At 60.5% G+C, this 20,133-nt stretch carries 18 protein-coding genes; 5 read left to right on the top strand and 13 right to left on the bottom strand.

Annotated features, from left to right (window positions below):
• The first annotated feature begins 169 nt into the window (after window positions 1–169).
• Window positions 170–898: a GntR family transcriptional regulator gene (locus AC13RM_RS27410; RefSeq protein WP_285171767.1), complete on the top strand. Its 729-nt coding sequence runs from the start codon at window positions 170–172 to the stop codon at window positions 896–898.
• Window positions 899–1,013: 115 nt separating this feature from the next.
• Here the strand turns inward: AC13RM_RS27410 and AC13RM_RS27415 are convergent, their stop codons facing one another.
• From AC13RM_RS27415 to AC13RM_RS27440, 6 genes are read right to left on the bottom strand one after another with little or no spacing between them, the layout of a single operon-like run.
• Entirely contained in the window at window positions 1,014–2,270 is a 1,257-nt protein-coding gene (locus tag AC13RM_RS27415) for an NAD(P)/FAD-dependent oxidoreductase (RefSeq protein WP_440479396.1), read from the bottom strand.
• An 18-nt stretch (window positions 2,271–2,288) separates the two neighbouring features.
• On the bottom strand, window positions 2,289–3,083 hold the full coding sequence (locus tag AC13RM_RS27420; protein WP_440479397.1) for an amino acid ABC transporter ATP-binding protein: 795 nt from the start codon (window positions 3,081–3,083) through the stop codon (window positions 2,289–2,291).
• Complete coding sequence (locus AC13RM_RS27425; RefSeq protein WP_113232902.1) at window positions 3,080–3,736, bottom strand: amino acid ABC transporter permease; 657 nt, start codon at window positions 3,734–3,736, stop codon at window positions 3,080–3,082. Before AC13RM_RS27425 ends, AC13RM_RS27420 begins: the two co-directional genes overlap by 4 nt.
• Entirely contained in the window at window positions 3,736–4,449 is a 714-nt protein-coding gene (locus AC13RM_RS27430) for an aspartate/glutamate racemase family protein (RefSeq protein ID WP_285171770.1), read from the bottom strand. The genes AC13RM_RS27425 and AC13RM_RS27430 overlap by 1 nt, the downstream gene beginning before the upstream one ends.
• Before the next feature lie 11 nt (window positions 4,450–4,460).
• Complete coding sequence (locus AC13RM_RS27435) at window positions 4,461–5,294, bottom strand: transporter substrate-binding domain-containing protein (RefSeq protein WP_440479398.1); 834 nt, start codon at window positions 5,292–5,294, stop codon at window positions 4,461–4,463.
• Window positions 5,295–5,322: 28 nt separating this feature from the next.
• Window positions 5,323–5,901 (bottom strand): Lrp/AsnC family transcriptional regulator, encoded by a 579-nt coding sequence (locus AC13RM_RS27440; RefSeq protein ID WP_488555899.1) that lies wholly within the window; start codon window positions 5,899–5,901, stop codon window positions 5,323–5,325.
• Between AC13RM_RS27440 and AC13RM_RS27445 the strand changes: the two genes are divergently transcribed.
• Complete coding sequence (locus AC13RM_RS27445) at window positions 5,900–6,829, top strand: LysR substrate-binding domain-containing protein (protein ID WP_440479400.1); 930 nt, start codon at window positions 5,900–5,902, stop codon at window positions 6,827–6,829. The two genes, AC13RM_RS27440 and AC13RM_RS27445, sit on opposite strands and share 2 nt — an antisense overlap.
• Here the strand turns inward: AC13RM_RS27445 and AC13RM_RS27450 are convergent.
• Window positions 6,820–8,571: a thiamine pyrophosphate-binding protein gene (locus tag AC13RM_RS27450; RefSeq protein ID WP_488555900.1), complete on the bottom strand. Its 1,752-nt coding sequence runs from the start codon at window positions 8,569–8,571 to the stop codon at window positions 6,820–6,822. The genes AC13RM_RS27445 and AC13RM_RS27450 overlap by 10 nt on opposite strands.
• A 187-nt stretch (window positions 8,572–8,758) precedes the next feature.
• Window positions 8,759–9,841, bottom strand: a complete 1,083-nt coding sequence (locus AC13RM_RS27455) for a LacI family DNA-binding transcriptional regulator (RefSeq protein ID WP_440479402.1) — start codon at window positions 9,839–9,841, stop codon at window positions 8,759–8,761.
• Between the two features lie 186 nt (window positions 9,842–10,027).
• Between AC13RM_RS27455 and AC13RM_RS27460 the strand changes: the two genes are divergently transcribed.
• From AC13RM_RS27460 to AC13RM_RS27470, 3 genes are all read left to right on the top strand, one after another.
• Entirely contained in the window at window positions 10,028–10,855 is an 828-nt protein-coding gene (locus AC13RM_RS27460; protein ID WP_488555901.1) for an ABC transporter substrate-binding protein, read from the top strand.
• 68 nt (window positions 10,856–10,923) lie between these two features.
• The gene (locus tag AC13RM_RS27465) at window positions 10,924–12,453 is read left to right on the top strand and encodes an amino acid ABC transporter permease/ATP-binding protein (protein WP_488555902.1); all 1,530 of its coding nucleotides are present in this window, start codon (window positions 10,924–10,926) and stop codon (window positions 12,451–12,453) included.
• Between the two features lie 68 nt (window positions 12,454–12,521).
• The gene (locus tag AC13RM_RS27470; protein WP_488555903.1) at window positions 12,522–13,649 is read left to right on the top strand and encodes an NAD(P)/FAD-dependent oxidoreductase; all 1,128 of its coding nucleotides are present in this window, start codon (window positions 12,522–12,524) and stop codon (window positions 13,647–13,649) included.
• A gap of 127 nt (window positions 13,650–13,776) precedes the next feature.
• On the opposite strand, the gene AC13RM_RS27475 is transcribed toward AC13RM_RS27470, so the two are convergent.
• The 5 genes from AC13RM_RS27475 to AC13RM_RS27495 form a co-directional block, all read right to left on the bottom strand.
• Window positions 13,777–15,099 carry an NAD(P)/FAD-dependent oxidoreductase gene (locus tag AC13RM_RS27475; RefSeq protein ID WP_488555904.1) on the bottom strand — a complete coding sequence of 441 codons (1,323 nt, stop codon included), beginning with the start codon at window positions 15,097–15,099 and terminating at the stop codon, window positions 13,777–13,779.
• Window positions 15,100–15,108: 9 nt separating this feature from the next.
• Complete coding sequence (locus tag AC13RM_RS27480; RefSeq protein ID WP_488555905.1) at window positions 15,109–16,008, bottom strand: ABC transporter permease; 900 nt, start codon at window positions 16,006–16,008, stop codon at window positions 15,109–15,111.
• A gap of 10 nt (window positions 16,009–16,018) precedes the next feature.
• Complete coding sequence (locus tag AC13RM_RS27485) at window positions 16,019–16,969, bottom strand: ABC transporter permease (protein ID WP_113346852.1); 951 nt, start codon at window positions 16,967–16,969, stop codon at window positions 16,019–16,021.
• A 77-nt stretch (window positions 16,970–17,046) separates the two neighbouring features.
• Window positions 17,047–18,720, bottom strand: coding sequence for a peptide ABC transporter substrate-binding protein (locus AC13RM_RS27490; RefSeq protein ID WP_488555906.1), 1,674 nt, complete (start codon window positions 18,718–18,720; stop codon window positions 17,047–17,049).
• Window positions 18,721–18,799: 79 nt separating this feature from the next.
• Window positions 18,800–20,131 (bottom strand): NAD(P)/FAD-dependent oxidoreductase, encoded by a 1,332-nt coding sequence (locus AC13RM_RS27495; protein ID WP_488555907.1) that lies wholly within the window; start codon window positions 20,129–20,131, stop codon window positions 18,800–18,802.
• Window positions 20,132–20,133: the final 2 nt, after the last annotated feature.

Genomic DNA, 20,133 nt, shown 5'->3' on the forward strand with positions numbered 1-20,133 from the left:
ATGTGACAAGGAGCCGTGTTCCTTCGGCTCTCTTGGGCAGGGATCATAGCGAGTGCTGCAGGCCTGTCAATTTGTGATATATGATACTCACGACGGACGTATATAATATATAATTTCGAGATATGGCAGTTTTATATATAATTGCGCCAGGGAGGATCGGGACGAGACCATGCAGGACAAGGATGCGCTCAGCAAAACAGAGGCGGCTTACTGGCTGTTGCGACGCGACATCCTCAATACCAAGCTAAGGCCCGGTGCGTCCCTGCGGTTGACCGCCCTTCGGGATATCTACGGCCTCGGCTGGACGCCGCTTCGCGAGGCCCTGTCGCGGCTGGAGGCCGAAAAGCTTGTTACTGCGATCAGCAATCGCGGCTTCGCTGTCGCTCCGGTATCGCGGGCCGAACTGGAGGACCTGACGCGGGCGCGCATGGTCGTGGAACTGCCGCTTCTCATGGAGTCGATCGAGAAGGGTGGCCCGGATTGGGAATCGGCTGTCGTCACCGCACATTATCGCCTCTCACGCTGCAAGATCGTGCCTGACTCCGCCTCGGAGGAGATGGCGGACGAATGGGATGAGAAGCACAGTGCCTTTCACGCTGCGCTTGTCAGCGCGGCAACGTCGAACTGGCTTCAGCGTTTCCAGTCCACCATCTCGGATCAACTTCGCCGCCACCATCGTTTTCTCGGTCTTGCGCCGACGCAGCGCGCGGCTGCCGGCCTTTCGATCGGCTATGAAAAAGCGGTTGCCGCTTTGCAGGACGCCATGGCGATCGAGCATCATACGGCATTGATGGACGCGGCCCTCGACCGGGATCTGGAACGTGCCAGAGCGCTAATGACCGAACACATCGGTTATACGCTGCAGGTTTATATTCGCTCGGAGAATCATGGGCGTTAGGTCGAAACCCGATCATCGGTCCAGGGTCTTCCCAGCCCTTTTGAATGATTGCAACTCCATCGGTTCGGTTCCCATCAGGGCGTTCATTCGGGGTCTGCCTGGAGTCCGCGATCGGTCATTGCCCAAAACGGCTGGGTAGAAAAGGGCATGCATTGTCGCTGATGCGACGTTCCAATGCGTCGAGTACCAGATCTGCGGTTTTGGGAGCTGCCGCGATGCCGACATGCCCGTGGCCGAATGCAGCGATCAGGCTGGGATGGCGCGACAGCGGGCCGATCACAGGAAGCCCGTCGGGCGTAGACGGCCGATGTCCCATCCAGAGACGAAGGTTGGGTGTCTTGTCGGCGGCCAGATAGGGGTAGCTCGCCAGGGCATGCCGTTGCAGCACCTGCGCGCGCTCCCAGTTCGGAGGTTTGTTCACGGTGGCAAGCTCGACCTGGCCCGAAAGGCGCAGACCCATATTGGTCGGCGTGTTGGCCATCCGGCCGGTACTCGGCATGACGGGAATTTCGAAGGGTGTTTGCCCCGATGTCACGGTCACATGATAGCCCCGTTCGCTCTGCATCGGAATGCGCACGCCGAGCGGGCGAAGCAGGCGGCCGGAATGTATGCCCGCGGCCACGACGATGCGGTCGGCAGATAGCGTCTCGCCACCCTCAAGTACCACCTGCGGCGTCATACCGTCCAGGATGGCTGTCACGGCGGACTGGTGGAACTGCACGCCCTTACGTCGAGCGGCTTCCACGATGCCGGCCACATAGCCTCCAGTGTCACGGCAATGGGCACCGTTCACCACATGGATGGCGAACCGATAGTGAGGACCGAGAGCCGGGAGCCTTTGCCGGATTTCGGTCTCGTCCCACTCCACATATTCTACGCCGTTTTCTCGGCGCAGCTCCCAGCTCAGCGCTTCCGCCTCGAAGGAAGCCCGGTCGGGATAGGCGTAGAGCAGCCCTTTTTGAAGAACGAGCTGCTCCTGTCCGGTCTTTCGCGCGAGTTCCAGATGTCGCTCAGGGCCATCATGCAGCAGGAAGTTCAACAACTTCGCCGTCCGGCGTACGCGGGTCTTGCTGGCGCCAGCCCACAAGAATCGCAAGAGCCAAGGCGTCAGTTGCGGCAGCGATCTCCAATCGATCGTCAGCGGCCCGTTTCGATCGAGAAGGAAACCGGGAACCTTCCGCCACAGGCCGGGCATGCTCATCGGAATGATCGACGCCGGGCTGATCCAGCCGCCATTGCCGTAGCTTGCTCCAGCTTCGCTGCCCGGGGCGTTGCCGTCGCAAAGCGCGACATCCCAGCCCGCTTCCGCCAATCTCAACGCAGCGGTGGCACCGATAATGCCCGCACCAACCACGATTACCTTGCCTGTCATTGCCGTTTCGTCCTGCTCTCAGGAAAGTCCGCCATGGAAATGGCTGAGGAATTCTCGCGTTCTCATCTCGCGAGGCTCGTTGATGACCTGGCGCGCATCACCCGACTCGACGACGAAGCCGTCCTGCATGAAGATGACCGTGTCGGCGACATCGCGGGCAAAGGCCATCTCATGAGTGACGAGGATCATCGTCATCCCTTGCTCGGCGAGCTGACGAATGACCGCCAGAACCTCGCCGACCAGTGCGGGGTCGAGCGCAGAGGTGGCCTCATCAAACAGCATGACTTCCGGTTTCATCGCGAGCGCACGCGCGATCGCCACGCGCTGCTTCTGTCCACCCGAAAGCTGCTCCGGACGCGCGTCGGCTTTCGCGACCAGGCCGACCTTGGCGAGAAGCTCCATCGCGACGGTCCGGGCGGAATTCCTGTCCTGCTTCAACACGCTCACCGGCCCGACCATCACATTGTCGATGACGCTCATATGCGGGAACAGATTGAAGTTCTGAAACACCATCCCTGTATTGGCACGGAAGGCTGCGAGATCCCGATCGCGCATGGCGATCCGGCCTGCGGAAAAATCCATCCGCCTTCCGCCGATGGTAATGCAGCCCGCATCCGGCAATGACAGCAGATTGAGGCTGCGCAACAGGGTCGATTTTCCCGAACCGCTTGGCCCGATCATTGCCACCACATGACCGCGTGGCACGGAAAGGTTGATGTCCTTCAAGACCTCGAGAGGACCGAAGGATTTCTTCAGGCCTACCACCTCGATCATCGGCTCTTCTGCACCCGTTCTCTCTACCTTGCCATTCATGCCTTGCGGCCCTCCAGCCAGTGCGCCAGGCGTGTCATGGGGAACAGGACCGCCAGATAGACGAATGCAATCAAAGTGTAAGTTTCAAGCGGCCGGTAGGTGGCCGAGGTCACGAGTTGCCCTTGATAAAGCAGGTCGGGCACGGCAAGCACGGAGAGGAGCGAGGTATTCTTGAGCTGCAGGACAGACTGGTTGACCAGCGGCGGTACCATGCGGCGCAACGCCTGCGGCAGGATGATCTTGGCCATCAACTGGCCTCGACGCATGCCGATCGCGCGGCCGGCATCCCATTGCCCGGCCTCGATCGAGACGATGCCGCCTCGTATGATCTCCGCATAGAATGCAGCGCCGTACATGGTAAGCGTGATGAAGGCTGCCATCGCTGGGGAGATCTGAATGCCCACCAGCATGGGCAGGGCATAGTAACACCAGACCAGTTGCACGAGGACGGGCGTGCAGCGAAACAGCTCTACGATCGTCATGATCGGAACGGTGACGATTTTCAGACCCGAAAGCCGGGCAAGAGCGAAGACCGTGCCGACCAGGATTCCGGAGACGATGGTCAAAACGGTAAAGCCGACCGTATAGCCCAAGCCTTGAAGAAACAGGCCGCGGTACTGCCAAAGGCTGGAAAAGTCCCATTGATATTGCATCACAGCGCGCTTTGTTCGGCCCGACGGAAAGTCCGGGGAGAGGTTGAGGTGAAAAGCCACTCGCCAAGCGTCAGGATATCGAAGACGGGGAGATCGAGGGCAGCCGAAATCGCCTGGGCAAAGGGCGGCATGTTGGTGCATTCCAGCACGATGGCGCCGACGGATGGATGTTCGGCGACGAGCTTGCGTGCAGCATCGACCACTTCGGCCTCCAGTGCCGCATGATCGTATGCCGCCGAGCCCTCGATGAGCGTGTGAAATGCACCGTTGGCGGGCACGCCGCGCACGGGTACGGATGGATCTGCCCCGCAGGCTTCGAATATCTCGGGACCGAGGCTTCCGGCATCATATGTTATCACACCGGGGCGCAGGCCTGCGCCGAGCGCCATTTCGACCATGGGCAGCTGCATCAGACTGGAGGCGGCCACCGGCACACCCAGTGCCTCGGCCAGCTTTCGTTGGTGTCGCGCCATGAAGCCGCAAGACGTGATAATCGCGCTGCAGCCCTCCGAAATCAGCTCTCGTCCGGCGGCGACGAAATCGTCGACGAGATCCTCGCCGCCCGCACGGACGACGAGGGAAACGGATGCACCGCGCACCTGACGGAACCTGACCGGAAAGCGCCATGACCCAGCATGGCCGACATCGCCGGGCGGACGTTCAAACGTCGTATCCAGCATGATGATGCCCAATGCACCTGACGAGACGGACATGGTCGTGCCTGTCAGAAGGTCAGGTTTGCAGGCAGCGCGGCCTTGTCAACACCGACGAGTGCGAGGCTTTCGACAATCCAGCTCGAGACTTTGCCTTGCCCACGGCGTTCCGCAAGCCAGGCATCGACATAGTCGCGGAATTCGCCATTCGGATCGCGACGCACGCCGATAGTGGTCGGCTGGCTTCCATGGGGATCCGGAATGATGAGTTTGACGTTTGGCGCGAGGTGTTTCGTCGTCACGACTGCAAGGAGCGCGACCTGAATGATGGCGTCGGCACGACCCGACTGAAGCGCCAGAATGGTCTCATCGGCAGATTTGAGCGCGACCAGCGTGCAGTTCGGCAGGTTCTTACGGGCGAAATTATCTTGCGTCGAGCCGAGGTCGACGGCCACCCGCATCTCCGGTCTGTTCATTTCTTCCCACTTCGTCACCTCCAGATCCTTTCGGGCAACGAGTGTGAAGGTATTGTCCATCAACGCCTTGGTGAAGTCGACAACCTTGGCGCGCTCCGGATTGTTGCTGAGCCCGAACATGATGTCGATCTTGTTGCTCTGCAGATCGATCACGGAGTTGCCCCAGGTCGTCTCGACCAGTTCCAGCTTGACGCCGATATATTGCGCGAGGTCGTGTCCCATCGCGACGCAGAAACCTTCCCATTCTCCGGTTGCGAGATTCTTGTGATAATAAGGCTCGGTGCCCGCAAACACGCCGATCCGCAGCGTGCCCCGCGCCCGGATCGCTTCGAGCGTCGGACCTTCGATCGCTGCAAGAAGTGCGGAGGATGGAAGTAGCGCAGCAGCGCCTGCGAGCAGCACTGCCCTTCCGAAGTCACGTCTGTTCATGGTCATATCCCAGTTGATTGCTCGTTCCCTATTGCGCCTTACGGGCGATCAATGCGTTTTCGCGATTGATTTTGTTGGAAAGCACGACGGAATAGGTCACGCTTTCGATTTCTTCGATCCGGGCAAGCTCCTCGATGAGTGCTTCCAGATCTTCTAAAAAATTGACGTTCACGCGGCAGAGAATATTGGCCGGGCCGCTGATCGCGTCGGCGGTCACGATCTCGGGATAGCCGCGCAATACCGCAAACAGCCGTTGCGTCGCGCGCAGGGCAGTGGTGATGAAGATATAGGCTGAAACGCTTTGATCAATCTCGCGACGGCCCACGATCGCACGATAGCCAAGGATGACGCCGCGACGTTCCAGCCGCTCGATACGCTCCTGGACACTTGAGCGCGCGAGGCCGACGCGTCGCGCCAGTTCACTGGCCGTTACGCGTGCATTTTCCTCCAGGATGCTAAGCAGATTGCGGTCAATGCTGTCGCCGTAGTCCATGTCGTTCCCACTTTCTTTTATGGGAAGACTGGGGCCAAATTTTCCCAAAGAAAAGCATTGAAAAATGGGTTCTTCATGACTTTTATTCATGGTGATCAACAGGAGCTTCGTCATGCGCCGTTTTCTGCCGTCCTTGAGCGCCTTGCATGCCTTCGATGCATCTGTGCGTCACTTGAGCTTTACCAAGGCCGCCGAGGACATGGGGATCACGCAAAGCGGCATCAGCCGGCAGATAAAAAACCTTGAGGATTTTCTTGGTCTTACCCTGTTCGAGCGAGCCGGCCCGAAGCTGATCCTGACGGAGGAGGGCGCGCGCTATTATGATGAGATTTCGCGCCTGCTCGACAAGTTGGAAGATGTCTCCATCGATGCCGTCCGCGGTCGAAAGGCACAAAGCATGCTGAAGATCGGCTTTCCGCCGACATTGATGCGGCGCTGGGGTGCTGCGATGCTGACTGCCTTTGCAGCCGCGCATCCCCAAACATGGTTCGAAGTCTATCCCTGCCGTCACGATCTCGATTTCGCGGCATCCGAGCTGGATCTTGCGTTCGTGCGCGGTACGGGCAATTGGAGCGGGGCGCGCAGTCAGTTGCTCTTCGATGAGGAATTGATCGTTGTGGGAGCGCCGAATTTGGTGCCATTGCTAGGCCTGCCGAACGACGAGGCGCTGCTGGAATACCCGCTGATCCAGAATTCAAGCCGGCCGAGCCTGTGGCTGCATTGGCTGCGGGGAGCAGGCGTGCACTACAAGAGCCGCATCTACGGTCCGCGCTTGCCGAACTTCGATATGATCCTCGAATGCGCCATTAGCGGCATGGGGCTGGCGGTCGTTCCCGAGCTCCATGTGCGCACCGAACTAGCCGCAGGAATTCTGAAGCCCGCTTTAAGCAGGCTCCAGACATCCGGGGAAGGTTTTTATCTCTGTTTCCCGCAGGCGCGGATGAACTCGGCCAATGTGCGGATATTCCGCGATTGGTTCGCCACCGAATTCACGCGCCGGCGGCAATTCCTGCCTCTGGCGTATCCCTTGGATCAAAAATAGGCCTTCTCCACCGGTTTCAGCTCGAGCGGATTCTCTCCCCGCTTCAATAGCCATGAATAGACCGGCGGTACCCGGTCTCCGATGGATTCGACATGAACGTCGAGGAAGCAGGGCCCGTCGTCGTGAGCAAAGGCGGCCGCCAACGCTGCATCGAGTTCCGAAGCTGTTTTGGCCGTCCATGCCTTGAGACCATAGGCCTCCGCTATTGCCTGACCGCGCGGCGCCAGAAAATCCACGCCGAAGCACTGATTATGACCTTTGAGCCGGTGGAGGCCCTTGATCCAGCCGAATGTCCCGTTGTTGAAGAGGATAAGGATCGCCGGTACCTGCAGACGCACCAGCGTTTCCAATTCGCCGACCGTCATGCCGAACGATCCGTCACCGAATAGACCGATCGGCCTCTTGGATGGATCGGCCCGCCAGGCGCCGACTGTGGCGGGAAGCGCCGAACCGAGGCCACCAAAGGCACGTGGTATGGCAAAGCGTGTCTCACCGTCATTGATTTTGAGGAAGCGCGTCATGTATGGGGTCGGCGTTCCTGCATCGGAGTAGATGAGCGCGGGCTTGCCGGAAGATTGCAAAGCTTGATTGAAGGCACGCACCGCGCGCTCGGGCCGCAACGGAACCCGTTCGTCGGAAAGCGCCTCCTCCGCATGCTCCCAAAAGACTTGCCGACGTCGGTTGAGCTCGCTGACCCAGGCTTCGTGCTGGGCGGGCTCGATACTTGCTTTCAGCTCCAGCAACTCCTTGAGAACAAGCAAGGCATCCCCCTGGATTGACAGCAGATTCTCGTAGTTGTTTGCCATGATTTCCGGCGAGATATCGATCTGCGCCAGCCGCCGATTGAGCGTGATCCGTGGAAAGGTCCAGCCGATGGTGACGACCGAGCCAATGCGCGAACCCACGAACAACGTGAAGTCGGAATGTTCAAGCGCCCAGTTCGCATGGGGATGATATCCGTTGTCGCCGATGACGCCGATCGCGAGGCGATGGTCGTCATCGATAGCCCCCTGGCCGGTCATCGTCGTGCACATCGGTACGTTGAATTTTTCGGCAAGCCGGGTGATCTCGTCGCCTGCGCGGGCGCGGTTCACCCCACCTCCTGCCACGATCAACGGCCGTTCGGCCCTGGAAATGAGCTCCAGCAGCTCTTGGAGTTTTGAGCGCGGCGGCAGCGTGGGATAGGCAGGGAAAGTTCGGCATTCCTCTTCGACATGCAGGGATATCCGGGTCAAGTCTACCTCGGCCAGCAGCATGTCCTCGGGAATCTGCAGGTGCACGGCGCCAGGCTTGCCGGAGCAGGCGACACGAAAAGCTCGGCGGATGATTTCGGGTAGCTTCTCCGGCGTCTTTACCTGCACGGACAGCTTTGTCACCGGTTCGAACAGTTTCGCGCAATCCAATTCCGTCAGGACGCCGCGTCCCTCGCCGGGCAGTGGGATGTCGATGGTCAGCAGGATTACCGGCACCGACGATCCGTTCGCTTCAGCGACCGGCGGCAAGGAATACATCGCGCCGGCGCCCGATGGGCATTCAAACACGCCTGGCTTGTTGGTGAACCGCCCATAAGCATCCGCCATGAAGCCGGCAGAGCGCTCATCACGGGCCATCACATGCCGTATCTCGCCCTCTCGGTGCTGGAGTGCTTCATAGAGCGGCACGTTGGTATCTCCGGGGACGCCAAAGATCGTATCAACCCCGTATCCGATGAGCATGTCTACCAGAATGTCCGCACCGCGCATTCGTCTCTCCTGTGTCTCGCTGCGATGATCAGGATAATGAAGCGGAGGTTTGCCGGGGACCGGTAAATCGGCGGTTTGAAGTGGTATTAGCCGGCAATCTGCCGGCTCTGTCCTTGAGATTGCACGGGGCTGGCGTCCGCCGAGCGCATCGCAGTCATATCCGCGCTGCGACGTGCCAAGCGAGGCGTTATTGATTGCTGTCGCGAGATGGCGAGGCGACCGATCCGCGCATGATCAGGCCTGCTTTGATGGCGGTTCGCTCGACGGGTAGATCCTTGCCGTTCAGCCGCGAGATCAGGCGCTCGGCCGCCTTCTTTCCCATCTCGTAAACGGGCTGGTCGATGACGGTAATCGGCGGTGTCGTGACGGTCGTCCAGTCCGCGTCCAGGAAAGAGATCATCGATATGTCGCGTGGTATGGACAATTCCAGTTTTTGCAAGGTCTTGAAGACCCTAAGCCCGACGAGGCTGTCCGACGCGATAATGGCGGTCGGAGGTGCCGCATCATGCAGCAGGCTCTTGACGATATCATCCGTCATTGGCTGATCGGTCGCGCCGAGCCGCACGTAATATCGCGCGTTCTCGATGCCCGCATCGGCCTGCTCCTTCAACATGCCATCCACGCGTTCGCGCACGGCGGAATTGGAAATGCTGCTGATATCGACAAGGGGTTCGCTCCTGGCATCCATCGCCGATATATAGGCAATCCGTCTATGCCCCATGTCGAGAAGACGGCGGGTTGCGATCATGGCGGCATCGAAGTCATCACCCGTCACGGCGTCGACGCCGAGCTCCGGAATGTTGCGGTCAAAGAGGACGAGAGGCACGCCGACGCGGCGTATGTCCTGAAGATGCTCCATTCGGTCGCAGCGTGCCGGCGTCACGATTAGTCCATCGACGCGCTTGCCGATGAGGAGATCGACCGCCGACTTTTCCGCATCGAGTTCTTCACCGGAATTGGCAATGATCACATTGAAGCCGGCCATGCGCGCAGCATCGCTGATGCCTCGGACGGCAAGGCTGAAGAAGGCATTTTCGATATCGCCGACCACGACTCCGATGATGCCGGATTTGCCTGTCGTCATGCTACGGGCAAGTTCGTTCGGCCGGTATTCGAGCGTCGCCGCAGCGGCAAGCACCTGCTCGCGAACCTTGTCGCTAACGACGCCATAGCCGCCGAGCACGCGGGCGGCAGTCGCCTTCGAGACATTCGCGGCCCTGGCAACGTCTGCAACAGTTACGGAGCGTTTCGAGGTGAGGGGCTCTTCCATGGGATGACGATTACAAGAGTTGTTGACGGACGGTCAATCTGAAGTTAACAAATAGCATTGAGACCGGTCTCTTTTTGCATGATACCGGTCTCTTGTCCAGAAAATCTCTTGCTGCCGTAGGGAGTGGAGATGAGGACGCGCATGCATGAATGCCGATAAGAGCATCCTTCAGAGCGGAGAACGAACATGAAATTATCCAGCATTTTCTCGGCCATCGCCGCGCCTCTGCGCGCCGGCGTGCTCGCCTATATCGTCGCAGCAAGCGTCGGCCCGGCGGTTGCCGCCGACAATCCCTATAATCTGATCGATCCGAACGTCATCAGCGTCGGCACGATGGGAGATTCCAAGCCCTACACGTTCACGACAGCCGATGGGCAATTCACCGGCTTCGATATCGAGCTCTTTCTGAACGTCGTTTCGCGCATGGGCTTTCCCAAGGACAAGGTGACGTTTACCGGCCAGGAGTTCTCGGCCTTGCTGCCTTCCGTTGCCAACCAGCGTTTCGACGTCGCCGTTGCCGCAATCGGAACGACCGAGGCACGCAAGAAGACGGTCGATTTCTCCGATGGCTATCTCGCCGGCTATCTCTCGGTTCTGACATCGGATGCCTCGATCAAGGATACGAGCGGTCTCAAGGGCAAGCGCCTCGGCGTCGTGCAGGGTACGCTGCAGGAGGTCTATGCCACGAAGAATTTCACCGGCACCGATCTCGTCAAATTTCCGGACAACAATTCCGCCGTGGCGGCGCTGAACAACGGCACCATTGACGCGCATTTCCTCGATTATGAAGCAGCCAAACAATATGGCGAGCGCTATCCGGCACTGAAGATCGCAGTGAATATCCCATCCTTCGACGCACCGGCGGGCTTCGTCGTCCACAAGGGCAACGACGCCTTCCGGCTGGCGCTCAACAAGGCGCTGCACGAAGCGATGCAGGACGGCACCTGGAAGACGCTCTATGAGAAGTGGTTCCCCGGCTCGCCGATGCCCGATCAATATCTTCCCAAGAAGTAAGGCCGCGCCGCTGCCCGGCTTGCCGGGCGGCGGCATCAACCTGCTTCACGAATTTCATGGGGAATTGAATGGATTGGCTTGAAAATCTCCGTCGCAGCTTCCTCGATTGGGATGCGATGGCAGAAGTCCTGCCGAGCATGATCACGGTCGGACTGAAGAACACACTCATCCTGGCGGCGGCCTCCACCGTGCTCGGCGTCATCATCGGCATGGTGCTGGCCGTCATGGGCATTTCGCAGTCCCGTTGGCTGCGGCTGCCGGCACGCATCTACACCGATATTTTTCGCGGCCTGCCGGCGATCGTGACGATCCTCATCATCGGCCAGGGCTTTGCCCGCATCGGCCGCGAGATCTTCGGGCCGTCGCCTTTTCCGCTTGGCATCATCGCGCTGAGCCTGATTGCAGGCGCCTATATCGGTGAGATCTTTCGATCGGGCATTCAAAGCGTCGAGCGTGGTCAAATGGAAGCCTGCCGCGCGCTGAGCATGAGCTACGGGCAGGGCATGCGGCTGATCGTCATTCCGCAAGGGGTCCGGCGCGTCCTGCCCGCCCTCGTCAACCAGTTCATCGGCAACGTCAAGGATTCAAGCCTTGTCTACTTCCTGGGGCTGCTGGCCTCAGAGCGCGAAATCTTTCGCGTCGGCCAGGATCAGGCTGTGGTGACGGGCAATCTCTCACCTCTGCTGCTGGCCGGCATCTTCTACCTGGTCATCACCGTGCCGCTGACGCATCTCGTCAACTATATCGACGCACGTCTGCGCCTTGGGCGTCAGGGGCGCGGCTCCGGTGGCACGAGCGGCCTCGTCGAGGTCGGCGAGCTGGAGGCCGCTTCGGGTACCGGGACGCCTTCCGACGCCGCTGCTTCGCGTTTCAAGGGTGGGGCCGTTCAAATCCGCGATCTCAGCATGTCCTATGGCGATCTCGAAGTGCTGAAGGGCATCGATCTCGACATAGCGAGAGGCACGGTGACCTGCATCATCGGGCCGTCCGGTTCCGGCAAGTCGACGCTGCTCCGATGCCTCAATCGGCTCGTGGAGCCGAAGCGCGGCGCCATCGAGCTGGATGGCGAAAGCATCCTATCCATGAAGCCGGAAAGCCTGCGCCGCCGCGTCGGCATGGTATTCCAGCACTTCAATCTCTTTCCGGACCACACCGCGCTTGAAAACGTCATGCTGTCGCTGACGAAGATCAAGAGGATGCCGAAAGCTGAGGCGCGGCGGATTGCCGAGACCCGCCTGGCGGAAGTGGGGCTTGCCGGGCGCAAGGACCACCGCCCAGCCGGTCTTTCCGGCGGCCAGCAGCAGCGTGTCGCCATTGCCCGCGCCCTTGCCATGGATCCGGAAGTCGTCCTCTTCGACGAGGTCACGAGCGCGCTCGATCCGGAGCTGGTCAAGGGCGTGCTCGACCTGATGGCCAATCTCGGGCGCCAGGGCATGACCATGGCGGTTGTTACTCACGAAATGGGATTTGCCCGCAAGGTCGCCGATCAGGTCGTCTTCATGGATGAAGGCCGCATCGTTGAAGCCGGTCCGCCGCAACAGATCTTCGACAATCCGCAAAGCGAACGGCTGAAACGCTTCCTCGCCGAGGTCCTCTGACAAACGGGCCGGCGAGAAATCTGGCGGCCCTTCGATCATAATATTCCCTACTGACAAGGTTTTCCAACATGCATGCTCCCACTCGTTCTTCAAAAGCCGTTGTTGTCGGCGGCGGTATCTTCGGTGTTTCCACGGCCGTTCATCTCGCGCGGCTTGGCGTTCAGACAACGCTGATCAACGACGGCCCACTGGCGAATGGCGCATCGGGCCGCTCGCTCGCCTGGCTCAATTCCGCAAGGCGCCGCTCCGATGCCTATCATCGGCTGCGTCTCGCCGGCATCGACCGCTATCGCACGCTTTCCGCAAGATATCCGGACGCGGCATGGCTACGCTTCGACGGCGGCCTGACCTGGGATGCCGACGAAGCCGATAACGACATTGCCGCCGTCTTCGATTACGAGCGTGACCTTGGCTATCATGCACAATTGCTGACGTCGGGTGAGATTGCGAAAGTGACGCCGGGCGTCGATGCAAGCGCCGTTACGCAGCAGGGCGCAATCTTCAATCCGGGCGAGGGCTGGGTCGATCTGCCGTCCCTGATCAGCGTTCTTGCCGAAGAGTTCCGGGCATTAGGCGGCGAAATCGTCACCGATGCCGGCCGGGCGGCTATCAAGGTGGAGGATGGCCGCGCCTGTGGCGTCACGACTGCGAATGGCGCCCGTTGGACTGCCGATGCCGTATTGTTGGCGGCCGGCGGCGAGGTGCCGGCGATCGTTGCGGAAGCCGGTCAGCATATTGGCGACGATACGCCGATCGCTCTTCTCGTTCGGACGAAGCCGATCAAGCATCCCCTGAAGGCCGTGCTGAATACGCCGAAGGTTGCCATCCGGCCCACTCCTGACGGCGCTTTTGCGCTCGATTCGGCCTGGTCCGAAGAAGAGGTTATCGTAAATGCCGATGGCAGCTATGAAATCAAGCCTTCGACACTCGAAGGGCTGCTGCGGGAAGCGTCAAAGGTCTTGGAAGGGAACCCGAAGCTCGAAATCGGCGACTACGGCGTTGGCCCCAAGCCCATTCCGGGTGATGGCGAGCCGGTTTTCGGCGAATTGCAGGCCATACCGGGCTATTTCGTTGCCTTCAGCCATAGCGGTGCCACTCTCGGTCTGATCGCAGGCGAACTGCTTGCCGACGAGATCGCCACTGGCAAGCGTCATCCGCTTCTGACCTCTTTCCGGCCGGAACGCTTTGCCAGATAGTTTGATCGGAACGGCAGCGCACAGGTTCAAGAGTGTCCGTGAGCGCGGGCAAGCGATCTTCACGGTCAAACCTGTCGCAGCCAGCCGGCGTTCGGCCTTCTCCTGATACCAAGGATGTTGACGGCGATCAGGCATGCGGGGGCAAGGGAACGCCCGCCAGTTTGTTCTTGATCCAATCCGAAATACGATAATAGCGCAGCGTCAGCTTCGGACCGTAATTCATATAGAAGGGAGCCGCCGAAAGCGGCTCCAGCTTCAGCGACAGGTCTTTTTCCGGCACGCCTCTGGCCCATTCCGACAGGATGCCGCCGAGCATGCTGCCTGTTGGTACGCCGCGGCCGGACAGGCCGGTCAGCGCCACGACGCCTGGCGCCAGATCGTAGAGGCGGGGGATGGTGCGGTATTGCATGTCCAGCTCGCCAAACCAGAAATATTCCCAGCGGATCTCCTGTTTGATCTGCGGATGCAGCCATTTCAACCGGTCGCTCATGACCTGCCGCGTATAGTCCATGTCGCGGCCGCGCCGTCCCATCGGGAACATGGAGGCGACGATCCGGCCCTCGGCATTGTATTTGTAGACATAGATATCGCCACGCCCATCGTGGATGGTGGTGTTGCGCGGGAGCACCGACAGCCGCTCGTCGTCGGAAAGCGGCTGGGTAGCAGCGACGAAGACCCTCTGGATCTTGAAGGTCCGATCGAGTTTCGGCCAGCCGCCGACAGTATAGGCGCCCGTCGCGAAGATCACCTTGTCGGCAAAGACCTTCCCCTTCGGCGTGCTGACCGCCCAGCCGCCCGCCACGCGCTCGCATCCCGTCACCGGCGAATCGGTGTGAATAACGCCGCCTTCCTGGATGACAGCGCGTGCGAGACCGCGGGAATAGCCGAGGGGATTAAGATGGCCGGCCTCTTCATGCAGCCAGCCGCCGTGGAAGCGCGGGCTGCCGGTGATCGCTGCAACCTCGTCCCTGCCGATGGCTCGCGTTTTCGCGCCGACGGCATTGTAGGTGCGAACCTTCTCCTCGATTGTCTTCATCAGGCGGGGGTAAAGCGCGCCCATGACATAGCCGTTCTGCTGCCATTCGCATTGGATCTGGTACTGACGGATCATGCTGGAGACACGGTCGTTGGCGCGCGTCTGCCGGGCGATCAATCGCTCGGCCCAGGGCTCGCCCAGCATGGAGCGCAGTTCCGGCAGGCTGTAATGGGTGAAAGTCGGCGTGCAGTGCCCGGCGTTGCGGCCCGAGCCGCCGAAGCCGATTTCCTCCCTTTCGAGAAGCACGACACTTGTGCCGCTCTTCGCAAGCTCAAGAGCGGTGGTTAGCCCCGTATAGCCGCCACCGACGATGCAGACATCTGCCTTGATCGTGCCTTCCAGCTCCGTTGTATCGGGTGCAGGGGCCGCCGTGGCGTACCACAGGGTTGTTTTGAACGGCGAAAATTTCGTCATCCCGCATCCTCAATGCAGATCGCTGCGGGCATCGAGTGCATCGCGCAGGCCGTCGCCAATGAAGTTGAAGCTGGTGACGGCAAGCGTGATGGCGACACCCGGAACGATGGCCAGCCATGGCGCGCTGGCGAGATATTGCTGGGCGCCGTTCAGCATATTGCCCCAGCTCGGGAGCGGCGGCTGGATACCGTAGCCGAGGAAGCTGACATAGGCTTCGAGCAGGATGGCGCGGGCGACTGTCAGCGTAGCGGCGACGATGATCGGGCCGATGGCGTTCGGCAGCAGTTCGCGAAACATGATCCATCTGTTGGAGAGGCCGAGCATGCGCGCGGCGAGCACGAAATCGCGTTCGCGCAGCGATCGTACTTCCGCCTCGACGATGCGCGCGGTCTCCATCCAGCTCGTCACCGCGATGATGACGGTGATCATGAACGGGCTCGGCTTGATGAAGGCGGCCAGCGCCAGCAGCAGGAAGATGCTGGGAAAGGATAGAAAGGCATCGACGAAGCGCATCAGCAATATCCCGATGCGCCCACCGTAATAGCCGGCGACCACACCGATCACCGTGCCGATCAGGGTGCTGAGCACCATCGCGAAGAAGCCGACGAGGAGCGAAATCCGGCCAGCCATGAACAGGCGTACCGCAACGTCGCGCCCGAGCGGGTCGGTGCCGAAAATATGGTAGCCAGCCGCGAAGGGCGGTGCGAAACGAGCCCGCAGGTCGATATAGAGCTCGTCATAGGGAAGCAGCGACGGCCCGAGCAGGCAGGCAAGGACTATGAGCGTGATCATTGCCACGCCGAGGAGCGCGAGCCTGTGGCGCATGAAACGGCGCAACGTGCGATTTTGCCACCAGCGCGAATGGGCGAATAATGATTGCGAAAGGGTTGCGGGAGAGGAGGAAGACATGGCGTTTCTCCTAACCAAGCCGGACGCGCGGATCGACGAAGGCGACGAGCAGATCCGCAAGCAGATTGCCGATCAGCACGAAGATTGCCGAGAACATCAGGAGGCCCATGACAACCGGGTAGTCGCTGTAGCCGAGGCTATCGAGGAAAAGCCGGCCCATTCCCGGCCAGGTGAAGACCGTCTCCGCCACCAGGGCACCGCCGAGAATGGTCGGCAATTGCAGGCCGGCAAGCGTGATCATCGGCAATAGCGCGTTGCCGACGACATGGCGCATCAGAACGCGCCGGGGCGAGAGGCCCTTGGCCTTGGCGGTGCGCACGAAATCCTGGTTGATGACCTCGAGCGTGGCGGTGCGCATGTAGCGGCTCCAGACCGCGATGTTGACAAGCGCGAGCACGAGGCTCGGCATGATCAGATGGATCGCATAATCACCGAGCGAGCCGTTGCCGACTGTGTACATGTTGCCGGCCGGCAGCCATTTCAGCTTCAGCGAGAAAATATAGATGGCGACGAGACCGAACCAGAAGGTCGGTATCGACAGCGCCACCATGGCGCCGACGGTGGCGCTGTAATCGAAGATCGAATAGCGGCGGGTTGCCCCCTTGATGCCGATCCAGGTGCCGATCGCGATCGAGATCACCATGGATGTGCCCATTAGCAGCAGCGTGGCGAAGAGATGGCCGAAAATGATCGACAATACCGGCTGGTTGTCGCGGTAGGAGCGGCCCCAATCGCCCATCAGCAGATGTCTCAGCCAGTCGAGATATTGGATCGGCAACGGCCGGTCGAGGCCCATCTGGGCCGCGATCCTGTCGAGCGCTTCCTTGGTCATGCCTGGCGTCAGCGTATATTGCGACAGCGGACCGCCGGGAGCGAGGGTAAGGACGGCAAAGCCGATCATTGATACGAGGAGCAGCAGCACCAGGCTCTGCCACAGGCGGCTCAGGAGATAGCGCAACATGGCATTCGTCTCCGATGGTTGCGGAATGGGAAGCGATCAGCCCTTCGACGCCTCGGCCGAAGGGCTGGACAAGCAGCCTATGCCTTGGCCCAATACCAGGTGCCCACATTCCAGCTGTCGATGCGCACGTTGATGTTGGGAGTGACGTTTTCGACCCCCACCTTATGGCCGCGCACGGTCGCATACTGGAATAGCGGCAGGAAAGGCAGGTCGTGGCGCATGATCTCCTGGATCTTCTGGTAGACCTTCTTGCGTTCCTCCGGCACGAAGATCTGGCCGCCTTCCGCCAGAAGCTTGTCGACCTCCGGATTGGCATATTGCCAGGAGTTCTGGCCGGCTCCGCCCTTGGCGGTGATCGCCGTGGAGCGGAAATAATCCGAGGTGTCGGGATCGGAGCCGGTCTGGAAGTTGATGCCGACGATGACGGAATCGAACTTCGACATCGTCCAATAGTCGCCCCACATGACCGCCGGCGGCAGGTTGGAGATGGTGAGCTCCACGCCGATATCCTTGAAGGTCTGCTGCATGAACTGCTGCACCTGCTCACGGATATGATTGCCGGCGGTGGTGGAGTTGGTGAAGGAAAGCTTGACGCCGTCCTTCACGCGAATGCCGTCTGGACCCGGCTTCCAGCCGGCGTCATCGAGGATCTTTTTGGCCTTGTCGGTGCTGAATTCCTGTTTCGGCAGGTCCGGATTGTAATAGAAGGACTGCTGCGGAATGTAGCTCTCTGTCGGTGTCGGCAGGCCGTAGTAGAGTGCATCGATGATCGTCTGCTTGTCGATTGCGTAGTAGAGTGCCTCGCGCACCGCCGGGTCCTTGAATTGCGGCTTCTCCATGTTGAAGCCGACGGATTCGACCGTGGCGGCCGGAACGACGGCAACGGCCTTCCCATCCAGCCCCTTGGCCTCATCATAGTGATCCGGGGTGATCCATTGCAGGCCGACGACGTCGATATCGCCGGTCTTGAACTGCGTATAAAGCACCGTCAGGTCGGGAACATATTTGTAGACCACGGTTTCGAGATAAGGACCGTTGCCGAAATAGTCGGTATTGGCCGCGAGCGTGATGTGATCGCCGGGGACACGCTCGACCCATTTGAACGGGCCGGTGCCAATGGGCGCATTGTTGAAGGGGGCGGTGTTCTTGTCCTTCTCCGCACCAAGGATATGCTTGGGCACGATGAAGGTCATGGCGAGGATCGATGGATAGGGCGCAAACGGCTTCTCCATCCGCCAGGTGATTTCCGTCGGCGAGACGACGGTCAGGTCGCGCACCAACTCGTGGCCGGTCTTGCGCCAGCTGCGGAAGTTCGGATCGACCATGAGTTCGAGGGTGAACTTGACGTCTTCGGCGGTGAACGGCGTGCCGTCATGCCACTTCACGCCATCGCGCAGCTTGATCTTCCAATGAAGGCCGTCGGCCGAGATGCCGCCGTTTTCGACCGTCGGGACTTCGGTTGCAAGCGAAGGGGTAAACTTGCCCTCCGGTGTGACGGTAAAGAGCGGATCGAAGACGCTGAAATGGATGCCCTCATCGACTTCGATGTGGATTAGGTGCGGATTGAAGACGGTCGGCTCCTGCGAGAAGCCGATGACAAGCTGCCCGGTCGGCTTGGCGGGCGGTGCCGCGAAAGCTTCGCCGCGACCGAGGATATTGGGCATGATCAACCCGGAGGCGCCGAGCGCCATCATAGTCAATGCCTGGCGGCGGGTTGGTTTCAGGAGGATGGTGTCATTTACATCGGTCATGATCGTTCCCCTTTTTTGTTGCTAGGATTTCGGCTGTTCGTCTCTTTCGTCGTTGTGCTGTCTGCTTGGTTCGGAGAGGTTAGAAACCACTGATCAGTTCGATCTTCGAACCGTCGTGGAAGCGGGAAAAACGGAAGTTCTTGCGGTCGACCACTGGCGGCTTGCCGGTGACGATGTCGGCCATCAGCCGTCCGGCCGCCGGCCCGATGCCGAAGCCATGGCCGGAGAAGCCGGCGGCGATATGAAAGCCCGGAATGCTGTCGATCGCATCGATTACCGGCACGGCATCCGGCGTCACGTCAATATAGCCCGCCCAGCGCTGGGCGATCTCGGCCTTCTCGAAAACCGGAAAGGCTTTCTTGAGATTGGCGAGCGCCGCGTTCGAAAGCTTGGTGGAGGGTTTGGGGTCGAGGACGCGGCAATATTCGAAGGGGCTTGCCTCGTCCATCGCCCACCGATTGGGAATGCGCGCTTCGTCGAAGAACCGGCCGGAAACGCGGAAGTTCAGTGAGCGCCACTCCTTTTTCAGCGCCGGCAGGAACTTGCCGGCGTAGCGGAAGGAGCTCGGTACGATGTCCACGATGTTCTCATGGCCCGAAGCGATCGTGTAGCCGCCATCCTGACGCTTGCGCAGGGCAAAGCCGCTCGCCCAGATGGCTTGCTCGGGGCCGCCTTCCAGCGGCTTGGTGCGCAAGACGGAATTCATCACCTTCAACTGTGGCAGATCGAGCCCGAACATGCCGGCAAACAGGCTGGACCAGGCGCCGCCGGCAAGCACGACGGCCTTGCAGGCGATCGGGCCACGTTCGGTGATGACGCCGGAGATGCGGCCGCCGGCCGTCTCGATGCCACGCACTGCGCATTCGGTCAGAATGGAGGCCCCATTGTCGCGGGCGGCCTCGGCAATGGCGGGGGCGGCTCGCTGCGGCTCGGCACGGCCGTCGGCGGCGGTAAGGAGCGCACCCTTGAGCTCCATCTGCGTGCTGGGAAAGAGGGTCTTGAATTCGGCGCCACTGATCATGCGGCTTTCCAGCTGGTAGCCTTCCAGATTGCGGTTCCAGCGCTCATGATCGGCATATTGCTTGTCATCCGCGCAGGTGAAGATGATACCGGCGCGCTTGTAGCCCGTGTCGCGGCCGGTACGTTTGTCGAGCGTGCTCCAGATGCGCAGGGCCTCCGCCATGAGGGGCACTTCGCGCGGATCGCGCCTGGAAATGCGCACCCAGCCCCAGTTGCGGCTCGATTGCTCCTGGCCGATGCCGCCTTTCTCACAGAGCGCGACCCGCAGACCGCGTTCGGCAAGTTCCAGCGTCGTCGAGGTGCCGATGATGCCACCGCCGATGACGACGACGTCGACTTCCTTGGGCAGTTCCGCATCCCCGTGAACGGGCACAACATAGGGGCCAGGCATGG

It is taken from the genome of Martinezella sp. CNPSo 3732 (genome assembly GCF_057784515.1).